We start from the raw sequence: 18,768 nt of genomic DNA on the forward strand, positions 1-18,768 counted from the left end.
AAAGCCCTATTTGGGGGGTTTTTTTGTTTAAATCACCCTTAGAGGTGATAGTTTTTTGTTTGTGGTTAATGTAACTTGGAGTGAAAGGGGGTGATAAGGAGACTTAATTATGAGCCCAGTAATCCATTTATTCATTAAAAAAACTATAAGGGGGAAGGTTATGAGGAGACTTAAAAGGAACAAGTGGTTGAGTGTTGCAATATTAGTAGCCTTTTGTTTCAGTATATTTTTACCAGGTGTAGCTTTAGCCGGCTCTAATAGTAGCACTCTGATAGATGTGGAAAAACACTGGGCAGAGGAAGAGATAACCAATTGGGTTGGAAGAGGCTTAGTAACTGGATACCAGGATGGAACATTTTTACCCAATCAGCACATTAGTAGGGCTGAATTTGTGACTATTGTAAACCGTGTATTCGGATTTACTGAAGAAAGCAATGTGAGTTTTTCTGATGTGTCTGATGGTGCATGGTATGCGGAACAGGTGAAGAGGGCATATGCCGCAGGCTATATTACAGGCTACCAGGATAATACCTTTAGGCCAAATCAGGAAATAAGCAGGCAGGAAGTAGCCACAATTTTAGCTAGGCTTTTCAAACTAGAAGGTCAATATAATTTAACTGACTTCAACGATTATTTGCAGTTTCCCGATTGGAGCAAGGAGGCTATTAGTTCAGTTGTAGCATCGGGCTTCATGAGCGGATATCCTGACAACTCCTTTAAACCGGGAGAGGCTACCACTAGGGCAGAAACTGTTATTACTCTGAGCAGGGCAGCGGAAGAGGTCTTTAATAAAGCTGGAGCTTACAGTAATAAGACAGTGGCTGGAAATGTGGTTGTGGGATCTGCTGATGTGGTGCTAGAAAACATGACTATAGAAGGTAATCTGTACTTAACTGCTGGCATAGGCAGTGGAGATGTGACGATAGAAGGAGTTAATGTTACAGGGGTTACCTATATAGAGGGTGGCGGCCAGGACAGCATATATATTAATAACTCATCTCTAAATAGTGTGCGAGTTAATAAAGCCGATGGCGCAGTGAGAGTAGTGGCCCAGGGTTCTACTAATATTAAATCTACTGTGTTAGAGTCGGGAGCGTTTTTAGAAACAAGCGATGGTATTAGCGGATCAGGCTTTGAGGATGTTAAGATAGAAGCACCTGCCAACTCAGTAGTTAGGCTGGCTGGAAGCTTTGCTAATATAACTGTAGAAACATCTAATGTGGAGATTGAGGTTGTTAGAGGATCTGTACAGAGCATTCAGGTTGCAGAAGGGGCAACTGGAGTGGAGGTTAATGTTGCAGATGGTGCAATAGTGGTTGAAAGACCTTCTCAAGCAGACCCTGGAGAAGAAGGAGAGGACACAGGAACTAGTACGCCTGGGAGAACTGGAGGCTCTGGTAGCGGTGGAGGAACAGTCAGCAGAGTCAGTCCTATTACTATTACCACAACGCCTACAGATGTAACTAGTGTGGTCTATGATGCTGAAGTTATGGTTATGCTGTCCACTTCAACTGATGGTGCGGAAATATACTATACTACAGATGGCTCAACACCAGCATCATCCTCAACTCTTTACCAGGAGCCCTTTGCAGTAACCACACCGGATGCAGATGTCGGTGGTACTGTTACAGTAAAGGCAATTGGCATGAAATCGGGAATGAGCAATTCTGCTGTAGCACAAAAGGAGATTGTCTTTAATCCAAATCCTGTGGCTACGGTTGCCAATGCGGAGCAGCTAGAATTAGCACTGCAGGATCCTACTAAAACTCAAATTAATATATTAAGTGGTACATACGAAGGAAGCTTTGTAATAACAATTCCAGGTCAAGAGATTGCTGGAGCAGGAAAAAGCCAAACTATTATTGATGGCAATATAGATGTAGAAGCTGATGAGGTTACCATAAAGGACTTGCAGGCTACGGGAACAGTTACCATTGCAGAACAGGTAGACACATTTACTGCTGAAGGAACTGACTTTGATGAGTTGACTATTGATGGAGGCTCAAGCAATTCTATTAGATTGAGGGAAACAACTGTAAGAAATGTTACCGTCAACAAGCCAGAAGTGAGAGTAGCCATGCGAGGAGCAAGTGTAAGCAATGTGAGATTATCGAGCACGGCTGCAAATGCTCGAGTAGAGGTTTCAGCAGGAACTCAGGTAAGTGAAAGAATTACAGTAGAAGCACCGGGAGTTAGACTGGCAAGCAGGAATGCTCAAAGTGCATTAGAATCTAAGGTGGATGTAGTAGGAGATCAGGCTACTGTAGCTTATGTTGACTTACATGAGGTGGTATTCAATGTAACTGATACAGAAACAGGAGCTCCCATTGCCAGGGTAGTAATAGAAATCGATGGAGATAGACTAGCTACTGATAGCAGTGGACGAGTAGATGTGGAATTAGAAGAAGACACTTATGCTTATACGGTCAGGGCAGCTGGCTATAATGATGTTACAGATAGTGTGACAGTAGATAAAGATATGTCCCTGGATCTAGAAATGGAAATGAAAACCTATACAGTGATATTTGAGAACTACGATGGTACTGAGCTGAAAGCACAGGTAGTAAAGCACGGGCAAGGTGCATCAGCGCCAGGGTCGCCCAGTAGAGAGGGATATAGGTTTATCGGCTGGTTTCCTGCTGATTTTTCAAATATTACTAGGGACTTGACAGTGGTTGCCCAGTACGAGGAGATTGTGGTTGTAACTCCTCCTGATGATGTGGTGGGTGATTTTGAGCCGGGAGAAGGTGGAAGCTTGCCCAGTTTCCCTGTATTTGAAGCAGAGGATGGGAAGATAGGGGGACTATATGCTCATATGAGTCACTTTAGCCGCAGACATGGTATTTCAGGAAACCCCATCGATCCCCAGGTTAGGTTAAGGTTTACTGACCCCAGTAACTTTGATGCCGATAATTATACGGTTCAGTTTTCTGAGGATCAGGGAGCAAGCTGGTCAGATTATATTAGAAACGATGAGCCATTAATTGTAGACTATAATTATGTGTGGCTCAACAATGTTCCTGGTGACTACAAGTATCGCTTGCTGGTCAATGGTGGTCCAAAGGAAGGCTACACCTCAAATGTAGTTGAAGCTCCACGATCTACAACAGCTTCAGCATTTACCCGTTGGAGTCTTGATTGGGGCATGCATATCAGTGGTGTGATGGAGCCCTATGTGGGTAGAGGAATGGAGGCTTCGTTTACTGCGAGGAGCTTTGAAGATGATGAGCCTGAATACATTAATGAGCATATGACCTATCAATGGTACAGGGTAAATCCAATGACCTATGAAAAAGCTGCAATCAGTGGCGCTACCGATAGAACATATATAACCACTGAAGCAGATGTGGGCTACTATCACTTAGTTAGAGCCACAGGTGATGACGAGCATGTGGGAGGGTTTGCCCAGGTGCTGTCACTAGCAGAGACTAAGGTTCCAAATCAAGCTTTTGTTAGCAATGTTTCCAATGATGGGTTTACATTAAACCTATTCAAGGAAGTAGAGGGCTTAACGGTAGATGATTTAATTTTAGAGGACTATGATTACATGGAAGTGCCAATTGATGCAGTTACCCCTGGAGCAAACAATGCTATCTACCACATTTCTGCTCAATTAGACCCAGAATCTAGCCCCTATCGGGTGATGGATATTAATGATTTCTGGACTATTACAGCAGAATATGATGACGATTATCACATGGACTGGGGCGGCGTGCCAATCAACTTCCAAATACCTGTAGAAGAAATCAGTATTTGGAGTGATATGGATACCTTCACTATAGGTGATGAAAGCTGGTTATATCCAGACATTATGCCTTATAATGCCTCAGATCGTGATGTGACCTGGAGCTCTAGTGATGATGCGGTTGCAATCGTCAATCAAGATGGTAGAGTGGCAGCTATTGCCCCAGGAGTTGCTTCTATTACGGCAACTCTTGATGCTGACCCAGAAATAAGTGCTTCTCGAACAATAGTGGTAGCCCCTATAAGAGGAGCAGGAGTGACCATTGAAGAGGGAAGTGCAGTGTTCAACTACACCTTTACTGATGCTAATGGTGATAGTATTACTTATGGTGAGGCTTTAGCTGAACCGTTCAAACTAGACCCGAATAGCTCTACAGTAAAAATAAAAAGAACTGTAACAGAAGCTGTTTATGCTACAGATGATATCCAGTTTAGTGCTTTGGAAATACAAACTGATGGCTCTGTGGAATATGCAGACATGGATGCAGTTAACCAAGCATTTGGAGTTGATTTTGCTGAGTGGGGCAATGTGCCGACGCATATTATCTTAGACCTTCAGGGTCAAATTGAAGAAGAGATATGGGATTTACAATTTGAAATTGAATTTACTAGAGGTGACCAAGATGCCTTTAGAAGTATATTTAGTGGTAATGAGATTGATGCGGCTATGGTGTCAGCAGCTATTAACGCAATAGGAGAAGCTGATTACAGTGACTTGCAAATATCTGATATGACGAGCCAAACTGAAAAGACGGCAGCTGTGCAAGAGGCGGTTTATGCAATATCAGAAGAGATTGGAGTAGATGCTACGGTTAGCTTTGTGGTTGGAGATAGCTACGATGTGGAAGTGTCTAGAGGTGAAGTGAGTATAACTACTACAATCCAGGCTTATTTTGTAGTGAGTCATTCCAGATTGTCACGGGGAAGGTTCTCCTGACAACTTGGTCAAATAATGTTTAAACAAAGAAAGCCCCATTTTTGGGGCTTTCTTTGTTTAAATCACCCTTAGGGGTGATAGTTTTTTGCTTTAAATTAATGTAAATTGTGGTGGGAGCTTTGTTTTTAGATAAGAAAATAGGGGGGGAAGAGATGAAAAGAAAAACAAATAAATGCAGACTAATTGCAATTTTTATTTTTGCCTTGTTATTAATAGTGCCATTAAAAAATGTGGTCGCAGCACCTTATACTGGCTTGCTTTCAGACGCACCTTTAGGCACTGTAATTAAAGACACCAATAATTGGGAACATAAAACTGGAGATGGCTATACAGGTGATGGAGAAGTAAAGCCTGTTGAATGGGTAGTTGTGGCTAAAAACCACCCAGGATACCCTAGTAATTCTGTAACCTTAATATCTAAAGAAATAATCGGAAAACACATATTTAATTCACCTGCTGATAAGCAATGGGAGAATAGTGATATTAGAGAATGGTTAAACGATGACTTTTACAATCACTTTAGCAGCGATTTCAAAAATGCTACTGTAACTAGTTCTGTATACAATAATGAGGGTAATACAGATGATAAAATATTTTTGCCATCGGCAACAGAGCTAGGGGGAGATGGAGGTTTCCATGGATCTATTATAGTTACAGAAAATTGTGGAGTTCGCCCTGCTTTAAACATTAAAGACGACATATATATCAAATCAAATGGAGAGCTAATGTGGAGTGATCCTCCAGCAGCCACACATTCTTCATTTACTGTAGCAGAAGGTAGTACCTACAATGGTAATGTGAGTGGAACAAATGCTGATAGCTTTTCTATTGAGAGTGGACCTTCCTATGGCACGCTAACCTTTAATGCAGATGGAAGCTTTGTTTATACAGCACATCGGCAGCCTACTTTAGGCTTTACTGATACGGATACCTTTGAATTTGTAGCCAATAAAGCAGGAGTTAGTGACTCTCAGCCGGCAACGGTTACTGTAACTATTACGCCAGTGAATGATGCTCCTGTAGCTAACCCAAAGAATTTCTCAGTAAACCCTGGGGAGCAATACAGTGGAACAGTTACAGGGACGGATATAGATGGGGACGCTCTCACTTTTGCACTTGTAACACCGCCAGCAAAGGGTTCTCTTTCTTTAAATCCTGATGGAACATTTCAATATACTGCACATTCAAATTCAGAAGGAGAAGATAATTTTAGTTTCGTGGCTAACGATGGATTAGCAGATTCTGCACCAGCTACTGTCACGGTAACAATAGTATCCTATGATTTTGGAGGAGGGGTAACAGGTGTATTAGTTGATGGCACCTTAACAGTGACAAAAACTGATCCATCGGGTACAGGTATAATGACAGATTACACTTTTTTAGACACAAACAAACCAGTTTATGATGTGCCAGGCATTTCTGAAGTTATTATTGGAGGAGGGGTAGTACAGATAGGAGCCTACTCTTTTCATAAACATCTTGATTTTCAGCAAGGCATTGACCATAGAATTGAAGGGACAGTTACAATAGGAGATGATGTTATAACCATTGGCGATGGAGCTTTTAATCGAAATGAAATAACATCAGTTACAATGGGTAATAATGTGCAATCCATTGGTGCATCAGCATTTGGTTATAATCAAATAACTTCCCTAGAGATTCCTGACAGTGTTGTAGAGATAAAGGGAGGCGCCTTTGAAATTAATAATATAGAACATCTCATAATTCCTAATAGTGTCACAACTATTGGAGCGTGGGCATTTAACAACAATAATTTGATGCAGGTTACTATACCCAACAGTTTAGAAACCGTTACCTCACATATGTTTTCAGCTAACGCACTTTCGTCAGTAGAAATACCAGCTAGCGTAGAAAATATAGAAAACCAAGCATTTGATGGAAACACATTAACTCAAGTTAAAATAGGAGCCGATGTTAATATAGTTGCTGAACAATCAATGGGTCTTAATCTAGGCTTTAAGCAAGCATATGATAATGAAGGAAAAAAAGCTGGAACCTATGTTTGGAATGCTTCTGAAAGCAAATGGGAGCGCCAAGTAATAGCATACAGCTTGACTTATAATGACAACGGCAGTACAGGTGGAACAGCTCCGATAGATGGAAATAGTCCATATATATCTGGAACAGAAGTAACAGTTTTAGACAAAACCGGGGGCTTAGTTAAAGATGGGTATACCTTTGTGGGCTGGAATACAGAAGCTGATGGCAGCGGAACTAACTATGCAGTGGGAGATAAATTTAATATCACACAAGATACTACTCTGTACGCACAATGGATAGTAAACGCACCCATCGTAAATACATCTTCCTTTAAGGTAGCTGGCATTACAGATAAAGCGGCAGTTTTAGTGTGGGAAAAGGCTACTGATGAGGTAACACCACAAGAAGAACTTTTATACAGTGTATATTACTCAACAACGCCTATGACTGGCCTAGCAAGTGTAGAGAATGCAACTTTGTATCAAGCAGATACGGTAGATATAGACCATATAGTACTGGAGGGTTTGAGATTTAACCGAGAGTATCACTTTGGTGTGGTGGTGATAAACAATGCAGGAAACAAATCCTTTATGACCACCACTGCTACCACATCAACAGGTGCACCTTGGACCAGTATTGGAGAGGAAGGATTTACAGAGGATTATATTAATTATACATCGCTTAAAATACATGAGGGTGTCCCATACCTTGCATATTCCGAAACCTATAAAGATAACGAGGCTGTACTTGTAAAATATGATGTACAGGAAGGTTGGCAAATGGTTGGAGGTGGACCTTTTTCATCAGGAGCTGCAGATGTAATTTCCCTGTATATAACAGAGGACGGTACACCCTATGTGGCTTACAGGGGCTATGAATATGATTATAAGGCGGCAGTGGTAAAATACAGTGATGCCGATGGATGGGTATATGTTGGTAGCCCAGGCTTTACTGGAGAACAGGTCTCTAGATTAAAGCTGATAGTAGAAGAAGGTGTTCCATTCCTGTCTTATAGCGATAACTCAACATTACATCGAGCTACTGTAAAAAGATATGATGCAGGAACAGATACATGGGTAACTTTAGGAAGCTCAGATGGGTACTCGCCTAGCAATGTGGGAAGCTTATCTATGACAATAATAGACGGAACTCCTTATACAGCTTTTCAAAGTCTAGAGTCTCCACCAAACAACAGGCGCTTAAGGATAATGAAATTTGAAAATGGGTTCTGGCAAAATGTAAGTACACTAGGAATTGAATCTGCATTTGTGGATAGTGGAGTATCCATCACCAGCTATGATGATGGAAATAACCTTTTGCCAATGGTTGCATATGGGGACTTTAACAAATCTGGCAGAACAACTGTCATCAAATTAGATGCCGCCACTAACAGTTGGATCAATATAGGAAAACTAGGATTTATGCCCAAAAACAACGGCTATCACATTCACTTAATAAATCATCAGGAAAACTACTATTTGGCACATACAGGTATGAGCGATAGAAAAGTTACAGTGATGAATTGGAATGGTGGGTATTGGGCTTCAGTAGGGCAGTCAGATTTTTCAGCAGGGAATACATCAGATATGGTCTTAGCTATAGACACCAGCTCAGGCACCCCTTATGTGGCATACAGAGACGATGGCAACGGTGCGCGCGCAACTGTTATGAAGTTTATTCCAGATACTGAACCGCCTTATGTAGAGGAAATAAGCAGACATAATCCCAAAAGTGCTCAAACATCTGCTAGCAGTGTAGTCTATCGAGTTAAATTCAACGAAATTGTAGTAGGTGTAACAGTTGATGACTTTAAGCTATATACCACGGGCAATGTAACAGGAGCAATAGCAACTATAACAAAAATAGATGGCAAAACCTACGATGTGTTAGTTGACAGCGTTACAGGAACAGGTACATTGCGATTAGACTTAATTGCCACCGGAACAGCTATTGAGGACACATCAGGTAACCTTTTAGTTGCGGATTTTGTTAATGGGCAGACATATAACATTCAACCACAGTCGCCTTCTGGCGGAGGTGGAGGTAGTAGGACTGTGACACCATCACAGCCTGAACAAGAAGATGACACACCACCTGCTATAGTGATTATAAATAATGAAGAAGAGGAAGCAGGTACAGAAACACATAAAGAAGAAAACGGCAAAAAAGTGGTGGAAATAGCTGTTGATTCAGATATTGTTGAAGCTAAAATAGTAAAAGTATTAGAGGAACGAGAAGAAGGAGCAATCAATATTGTAGAAATACCTGTTACTGATACCACTTCTGAAATAGCAAGGGTAGCTTTAACAGGAGATATAGTAAAGCAGCTTGAGGATAATGATTTTACCGTATCAGTCAATAGAAACAACATCCAATACAATATACCGGCAAAAGAGCTTGCCATAGAAACAGTGGCTGAAAAGCTAGGAGTTAGTGTGTTACAGCTTAGAGCAATTGAAGTAGCAGTACAAATGTCAACCATAGATGATGAAGTGGTTCAGAAATATGAAGAAATGGCAAGGCAAAGGCATAACGAGCTCATTGTATCGCCGGTAGAATTTAATATTATTGCAAGGGCTACTAAAGAGGATGGTAGTGTTGAAACAGTATCAATTAACAGGTTTAATAGCTTTGTAGAAAGAGTATTAGAAATTCCAGGAGATGTTGAGCTAAGCAAGATAACCACAGGTGTTGTCTTTGATGCTGATGGATATTACAGCCATATACCTACAGAAGTGTTTGAAAAGGATGGGAGGTTGCAAGCAAAGCTAAACTCTTTAACTAACTCAACCTATTCTGTGATTTGGAATCCCACAACAGTTGATACAGTAAAAGATCATTGGTCAGAAAAAGCAGTTAATGACATGGCAGCTAGACTGATAATTTTGGACGTAGACGACTTTATGCCAAATAAGGCTATCAATAGAGGGGAGTTTGCAGCCTATATTGTAAGAGCCCTCGGCTTGTACAGAGGAGAGCATCTGCTAGAAGGGGAGAAGGGAATTGCAATAGCTAATGAATGGGGAATAGTTAATGGCTATCCAGATGGCACCTTTAGACCAAATGCTACCATTACAAGAGAGGAAGCTATGACCATGTATGCAAGAGCCATGGATATAGTAGGTCTAGCTGAGCTAGATAATAATCGAATTGCCCAATTCAAGGATGCAAATGAGTTAGCACCATGGGCTTACGATGCAGCTAGAAAGACCCTAAGTGCGGGTGTGTTTAACGGAAGAACAGAAGATTTAATTGCGCCTAAAGGAACCTTCACTCATGCAGAGGCAGCAACTGCTATCAGAAACTTATTAGTTGAAGCAACATTGATAAATAGATAATGTCAAGGGGCGGTTCTTCTGACAATTTGTAAGGGGTTGTCAGAAGAACAGTCCCCTTTTAGATATGTGAGCTTTTTTGTTTAAATCACCCTTAGGGGTGATAGTTTTTTGCTTTAAATTAATGTAAGTTATGGTGGGAGCTTTGTTTTTAGATAAAAAAATAGGGGGTGGGAATTGGTGAAGAAATCAAGTAGAAGAATGTGGTTAAATTTTTTGGTGATAGCACTAATTACTATATTTGCTTTAACAGGAGCTATTGCATCAAACACTTCTGATATAGATTCACACTGGGCAGGGGAGGTAATAACTGAATGGATTGATAGTGACCTGGCTACAGGATATCCTGATGGAACATTTCGACCTGATAATGCAATAACCCGTGCAGAATTTATGGTATTAGTAAATAAAGCCTTCGGCTATACCTATGAAAAGCCCATTGAATACAGCGATGTTTCAGAGAGTGATTGGTTTTCAGAAGCAGTGAGAAGGGCTCAGGGGGCGGGATACATAGGAGGCTACCCTGATGGAACAATGAGACCAAATAACCCCATAAGCAGACAAGAAGCAGCAACAATTATGGTTAAGCTAACAGGATTAACAAGCAATGCAGATGATGCAGATGATGCAGATGACTTTAGCGATAGTCATAAGATGCCAGCTTGGAGCAAGGGGCAAATAGGAGCAGTAGTAGAGGCTGGTTATATGGGAGGATATCCAGATGGGAGCTTTAAGCCAGCAGAACCTATAACCAGAGCAGAAGCAATAGTGTCTTTAGACAGAGTAATAAAAGAAGGTAAAACACCAGAGGAAGGCATTTGGATATTGGACAAAGCAGGTACATATGGTCCAGCAGAGGAGGCAAGTATCTTTGAAGGAGATGTGTACATAAAATTAGATCAGGTAGTTTTGGAAAATGTAAATATTACTGGTGATTTGATAATAGCGGAAGAAGTAGGAGAGGGAGATGTAACACTAAACAATGTTACAGTTAAAGGAGATACCTACATCAGAGGTGGTGGAGCAGACAGTATTTACATTAACGGAGGAGACTATAAGAATATAATAGTTCAAAAAGCAGGCGGTAGACTGAGGATTGTTATGATAAGTGATAGGGGTGCCTCAGTAATTGTGGCACAAGATGCACAGAATACGGAAGTAATCATTGAGGGCATATTTGATAATATTAACGTAAAAGCCAGTAATGTTACTGTGACTATGCAAGGCAAAACTCAAATTAATGACCTGCAAATAGACGAGCAAGCAAAAGATGTAATAATAAATACATCAAAAGAAACAGAAATCCAGTTAGTAACAGCCAATACTACAACCCATGTAAAAAATGAAGGCAGAATAATTAAAGCAGGGGGAACTGCTGCTGACCAGTCAGAATATGAGATAAATTTGCCTGAAAATCTACAGCCGGAGACACAGCCTAGAAGACCAGGGGGGTCTTCAGGGGGTGGGTCAGTGGTTGTGCCTCCCCCAAAACAACCAAGTGTGGCAGTTACACCAAATAAAGTATATATGGATAATCAATTTGACACAAAATTCACACTAAAAATAAGTAATGATACGGTAACTGAGGCAGTTTACAAAAGCCATATCCAGTTAGGGGGAAGTTTTGACGGACTAAACTTAAAGTCTGTAGGCAATGATGCAAGTACCGTTACGGCTACAGTATATGGCAGCTTAGATACAGTAGGTGTTGGCACAATTACCTTGGATCAAGAAGTTTTACAGAAGAGTAGTAAAGGGCTACAAGCTGAAGTGCAGGTGCTTGCAGCAACAGAAGCATTGGTTAGTAGTGAAGCAGGGTTAAAGGATGCTCTGGATAATAGTGAAGTGGAAACAATTAATTTGACGAAAAGCATAGATCTAAGTGAAGAGTTAAATATACCTCGGGAGGTTTCTATTAACCTACTAGGAAATACCATTGCAGGCTATGGAGTAGTAGTTACAGGTGATAATGTGCTTATTAAAGATGGCAAAATTGAGCCTAAAGATAATCAGGGATACCGTTACCCAGGGGTGTCAGCTGTGAATACTGCTGTTTTTGTTGAAGGGGAAAATGTAGTTTTGACCGGTCTAGAAATTTCCTATAGTGGTAGCACGGATTATATTCAGGGTGTTGTCGGTATGGGGCCTAGTCCTGATAGCAAGATTACTATTACCGACTCTAAAATTACCCTTGAAGATGCACAGGACAAAATAGGAGTGATGTTTTACCGAGGTAATGCCACTGTTAATGAGAACGAGTTTGTTAATGTGACCTATGGTATAGGGCTAGAGGTAAATGAGTTAATAACTATTGCTAGTATTAGTGATAATGATTTTACTCAAGTTGCTGGAGGTGGAACAGCCATACTCTATGGAACAAATTCAGCGCCGCCTTCTATCACAAAACCGGCATTTGTTCAGCAGTTACTCAATAGCAACAATTTTACTCCAAATATGAATCAAGAGCAAAGGGTGAAATTCACCTATGGAGATTTGGCCGATACAGCCAGTAAATCTAGTGCAACAGCAACGGATAATAATGATGGTACAGCAACCATTACAATACAGCTTGATGCAACAGCCGGTGCTGATAAGTTTAATAATATAACCTCAACTTATGAAATCCTTGAAGCAAGCACAACAAATGTAATTGGTAAAATAAAAGATTACATAGAATCAAGTACACCTGGCAAACAAGATATTATTTGGGAACATGATGTAGGCAATCATAAGGTTGACATAAGGGTGCTGGATTTGGTGATTGAAGAAAACTTAAGTGTAGATATCTCACTTCCAGAAGCAAAATTTGCTGGTGGAACAGGAACAGCTGAAGAACCGTTCTTAATTGCAACAGCAGAGCATTTAAATAATTTGCGAAAATATTTAGGTTCGGAACACCGAAATAAGTATTTCAAACAGATTGCTAACATTAATCTAGGTATTTCACCCTGGAATGAAGGAAAAGGCTGGGAGCCAATAGGTGATTATGAGCTAGAGAACAATTTCTTTGGTAAATATGACGGAAACAACTTCAAAATTGAAGGTCTTTATATTAACAGGCCTGATACAACTGCAGTAGGCCTTTTTGGACGTTTGCATTCACAAGGTGTAGTGAAAAATTTAAAGCTTATAGAAGTTAATATCACTGGGGGAAATTATGTTGGAGCAGTGTCAGGAGGGTGGGGAGGCGATGGTTTAAGCGGTTCAAAGATTGAAAATGTTCATGTTACAGGCTCCGTTACAGGATCAGAGTATGTAGGTGGGCTTGTTGGAACCGGTTCAACTATTATTCGCTCATCCTCAGAGGCCAATGTAACGGGTACAAATGCAGGTGGACTTGCGGGTATGAGTAGAAGTCTCATTGATGAATCCTATGCGGGTGGCGTGATTAAAGGAAGTAGGACAGGAGGGTTGGTAGGATTTAATTACTATAGCACTATCAAAAACTCTTATTCCGTTGCCGATGTTCCTTCTGGCTCAGGCTTAATCGGCCATGGGTATCATTTCAGCTCTGTTTTAGAAAATGCCTACGCGGCAGGGCAGGTCGGCGGTAAAGGTCTGATTGGGACTAATCATAATGGTGGTGATAATTATGAAGTACGTGCCTACTGGGATCGGGAGACGACAGGCCAATTAGAATCAGCTAACAGTGACCCAATTTATGGTATAACAACGGTAGAGATGAAACGGCAAATAACGTTTGAAGGTTGGGATTTTGACGAAATCTGGGCTATGGACGAAGGCATGACTTATCCCTATTTACAAAACAATCAGCAGGATCCAAAACCTGGTGCAGTGGCTCCATCACAAAAGTTTGCAATTAGTGCAAATGTAACAGGTGGTACAGCTGATGTAAAAACAAATCCTGCCAATGAAGCAAAAGCAGGCGAAACTGTAACAGTAAATATCTCCAACATTGAAGCAAGCAAGCAATTTGCTTCAATTCAGGTAAATAATGGAACAGTAGCAACAACCAAAGTAATAGCAGAAGAAAGCTACACATTTGAAATGCCAGCGGAAGCAGTTATGATAACAGTGTCGTTGGAATCTAGTACATCAGAACCGCATGGGCAATTACTTGATGCAAAAGCAGGATCAGACTTCATTGGTGTTCTTTATACAAGAAGTGGAAATATCTACTACAATCAACAGGACAACGAAGGGAACTGGGGTAGTGAAGTAAAAATAGGTACTGGAACACAAGGAAGATTTACCATTGATAATGCGGATAATTCCCATGTGGTTTATACTACACCAGCACCCAATGGTTATAATGGGATTGGTTATAGAATGTATAACGGAAACACTTCCACAGAAGTGGAGTATATTGTGTCTAACGGAGATAGTAATTGTTCTAAACCTGATATCGCCGTGGACAGTAGTGGATATGTTCATATTACCTATACTGACCCAAGAGGGATAAATGATAGTTGGAATGAAATCATGTATGCAAGTAATGTAACTGGTGATTTTATCAAATCAGTGTACAATAATGGTGGTTCATGGGATCGTTATAATGATGGATCGCATATAACTATTGATAAAGATGATGAAATACATGTTCTTTATATTCTACGTAACCAACAGAACCACCCTGCTATTTGGGTAAATAAAATGTATGATAACGCAGAGATAATTGTTTCTCCAACTATCCAAAATATTGAAACTTACGATTTTATAACAGGTGATAATGAAAAAATTTATGCCCTTTATAAAGTAGGTGACAATGTAATAGTGACAGAGTTTACTATTTCAGGTGGTGGGACTATTGATTCCCATGCTAATGTAAGGGAATATTCAGGCTCAGCCAATTCTCTTGAAGTAAATAATGAGAACATTGTGGTTGGAGGTACAAAAGGCAGCAACTTACATGTGGATTATGGTGGGATTGAGATTACCTTCAGTGAAATTGAAGTAGTAGATGATGTTGTATCTATAGTAAAACTTAACGGAAAACTTTATGCATTTTATACCAATGCAACAAGTGGAATGATTACAAGGGCTGAGATAGAAGCGCCCCAAAAAACAGTGACACCGACAATTACAACAGAGTCTCAAATCGTTAATACAGAAACTATTGTTATAGAAGGAACTGCAGAAACAAGTGCTGACGTAAGAATAACTGGCGGTTCATCAATAGCAACTGGGAAAGCTGACGGAGAAGGAAACTACGCCATTGAAGTGCCATTAACTCTGAATGAAGCTAATACTTTAAGTGTAGTTGCTCAATCCGAAGGCAAAACAGAAAGCGAAGTAGCGACAGTGTTTATAACTCACCAATTTTTAAACAGCGAAGCTGAGATTTTAAGCTATAGCATAACGGATCAAATAGGAGATACAGTTATCGATTCACAAGCAGGCACAATCACTGTAGAGGTGCCTTATGAAACAGATGTATCCAACTTAGTTGCCACCGTTATCACATCAGAAGATACTCAGTCAATAAAAGTGGGAAGTGTTGGGCAGGAAAGCGGTGTCACAGCAAATGACTTTAGTAGTCTAGTAACTTATGTGGTAACAGCTGAAGACGGCACAAAGAAAGAGTGGGTTGTTACTATTAATGTAGCAAGCAATCCTGACTTTGCTGGCGGTCTTGGCACAGAAGCAAGTCCTTATGAAATAGCTACTGCAGAACACTTAGATAATGTACGAAAGTACTTGGGGTCAGACCATGCCAATACACATTTTATTCTTCTAAATGATATTGACTTAGGAGAGGCCACTTCTACTGCAAGTGGCACCTACTGGAATGATGGTAAGGGTTGGAAGCCTATTGGTGGTGAAGGAAACACCTTTATGGGTAGCTTGAATGGTGCAGGTTTTTCAATTAGCGATCTATATATAAATAGGCCAGAAGAAAATGATGTGGGTTTATTTGGTGTTATTTCAAAATATAGCAGTTTAGTATATGACCCAGGTGTTCATAACTTAACTTTAGAGGCAGGAAGTGTTGCAGGTAAGGATTATGTAGGCCCTGTTGCTGGCAGGTTTGTAGGGCAGATGTCTTCAGTAAGTACGGATGTTACGGTTCATGGTGAAAGGTATGTGGGTGGCCTTATAGGAAGAGCAACATCCGGTGCACACTGGACAGGGAATGCTTGGACTGATTATAGACAACGAATAGAAAATAGTTCAGCTTCTGGAGACGTTTTTGGAACTCAATATGTTGGAGGACTTTTGGGGCATGGAGGTACTAGATTGACGATTACTAACTGCAGCGCGTCAGGAGATGTGACGGGAATTACGGGTGCTGTGAGTCAAATAGGAGGGTTTATAGGAGTAATATCCGGACAAGGAGGAACTTCAGTAAGCAATAGTTACGCAACGGGGAATGTATTTGCTCCTGAAGCTAATAGTGTAGGGGGTCTATCCGGCTCAGCATCACAGAATTCTGTAAGCAATAGTTATGCAACAGGTAATGTAGAGGGGAATGAAATGGTGGGTGGCTTAATAGGAAGCTCGTCAATTTCAGTATCTGGGAATTTTGCAACTGGTGATGTTGTTGGCAATTATCGAGTAGGAGGATTGGTTGGTTATTCAACAACAAATATTAGTAATGCATATTCTAGTGGAAATATCAGTGGAGATACTAAAATAGGAGGGATAGTGGGCCAAATAGGCTGGTGGCCTCATAATAGCTATGCTCGAACTAGAGACATATCTGATGCTTATGCTTTAGGAAATGTAATAGGCACTGACAGTAATGTTGGAGGCTTAGCAGGTTGGATGGTTGGTGATGTTAATAATAGTTATTTCACTGCATCAGTTTCTGGAACGACCTCAAATATAGGTAGTATGGTAGGCTATCACGGAAGGGGAACTGTTAATAGTAGCTACTACAATCAAGATAACTCCCAACATGCAGGTGGAGGCATACCTAAGACAACAGGTGAGATGAAGCAAGAGATCACCTACACCGACTGGGATTTTAGCAACATTTGGGGCATCAATTCCGTAGAAAATCAAGGATATCCATTCTTAAGATGGCAGGGCTATGACCATATTAGCAGTGCAGCTGAATTTGAAGAATTTAGCTTTGCGGAAGAAGCTGAACCATTTGACATTGACTCGAAAGAGGGCATAATTACTATAAAAGTAGGAAATGGAACAGATATGACAGATTTGGTTGCAACGTTCTCACTGTCACCAGGAGCAACAGCCGCTGTTGAAGGAACACAACAAGAAAGTGGTAGTACAGGTAATGACTTTAGTTCACCGGTAATATATGTAGTTACTGCTGAAGACGGAACAACAATAAAAGAATGGGTTGTAACAGTAATAGAGATTGACTTTGCCGGAGGAGCAGGAACTGAAGCCAGTCCTTTCAAGATTGAAACAGCTGAACAATTAAATAGCATAAGAAACTACCTTGGCAGCGAACATGAAAACACCTACTTTAACCTTGTTGATGACATCGATTTAGGCAATGCAACATCTAGCGGTGGTGCATACTGGAATGATGGCAAGGGCTGGGAGCCCATAGGTGATGAGGTTCTATCTAATCGTTTTATGAGTAAATTTAACGGCGGCGGATTCAGCATTATTAATTTAAACATCAATAGACCGGATGAAGATTATGTCGGATTATTTGGTTATATTGGGAGGTTTAATAGTAATCCAAAGATCCAAAATCTAAATATTACTGGTGCTACGGTTCGAGGACAGGATTATACAGGCATTCTTGCTGGATATAACTCTGGGCATATAAGAGATATAACAGTTTCTGGAGAACTATTTGGAAACGACTTTGCAGGTGGGTTAATAGGGGAAAATAGATCTAACACTATTGTAGATAATGCTGTAGCTAATGTGAATGTTTCTGGTCAAGAACGCGTTGGAGGTTTAATAGGCAATAACGATGGCGCCTATATTGAGGTAAAGGACAGCAGCGCTCACGGCAAAGTAGTAGGAAGTTATAGATATATAGGTGGCCTTGTTGGTTTTAATTATTCTAGTATTAATGCCAGCCATGCAACAGGAGATGTTGAAGGTGTTAGCATTGCAGGTGGTTTGATAGGCTACTCACATACAAGCAATGTAGAAAACTGCTATGCCAGTGGTGATGTAACAGGTACAAGTCAAATCGGTGGTTTAGTCGGACTGACTTATGCTGGTAGTGGAAATGCATCAACCGTTATAAATTGCTTTGCATTAGGAAATGTAAAAGGAGAAGAAGAGGTAGGAGGTATTGTTGGCAGAGTTAATTCTAGAAGTCATATTGTAGGGAACTATGCTTTAAACCCTGAAATAATACGAGACAATAATGAAGAGATATCTTTTGGAAGAATTGGCAATAGATATATAAATCGAGGATATCTAAGCGAAAACTATGCCAATAAAAACATGATCGAGCCTTTTTTAGGAGCTTTTAATGACAAAACTCCAAGCACCAAAGATGGTGGAGACCTAACATCTTTCAGCGTGGACAATGGAGTGCTAACTGTAGAACGTACAGGAAGTATATCTGGAACAATAACTAATAGTGAAGACAGCCCAATAGAAGGAGCAACAGTAAGTATAAATGTGAATGGTGTTACACTTCAAGCAACAACGGATGGAGATGGAACATACACCATCTGGAATGTGCCAACAGGTACAGGTATTACTATAAGTGCTGATAAGGATGGATATATATTTTCTTCAATAGACGAAGTAACTATTGAGGAAGGTAAACAGACAGGGGAAGTCGACTTTGTTTTATTGGATAAATGATTAACCACAGACACCCAGGGACGGTACTTTTGTGTCTTA

General features: G+C 40.5%; 3 protein-coding genes. All 3 read left to right on the forward strand.

Annotated features, from left to right (window positions below):
- The first annotated feature begins 160 nt into the window (after positions 1–160).
- Positions 161–4,681 (forward strand): S-layer homology domain-containing protein, encoded by a 4,521-nt coding sequence (locus GGQ84_RS04950; protein WP_429159954.1) that lies wholly within the window; start codon positions 161–163, stop codon positions 4,679–4,681.
- 152 nt (positions 4,682–4,833) lie between these two features.
- A complete protein-coding gene (locus GGQ84_RS04955; protein ID WP_429159957.1) occupies positions 4,834–10,020 on the forward strand; it encodes a leucine-rich repeat protein in 5,187 nt (1,728 codons plus the stop codon).
- Positions 10,021–10,197: 177 nt separating this feature from the next.
- Positions 10,198–18,729 carry an S-layer homology domain-containing protein gene (locus tag GGQ84_RS04960; protein WP_429159960.1) on the forward strand — a complete coding sequence of 2,844 codons (8,532 nt, stop codon included), beginning with the start codon at positions 10,198–10,200 and terminating at the stop codon, positions 18,727–18,729.
- The last annotated feature ends 39 nt before the right edge of the window (positions 18,730–18,768 follow it).

Origin of the sequence: Desulfitispora alkaliphila (assembly GCF_050433185.1) — a bacterium.
GTDB lineage: Bacteria > Bacillota > Desulfitisporia > Desulfitisporales > Desulfitisporaceae > Desulfitispora > Desulfitispora alkaliphila.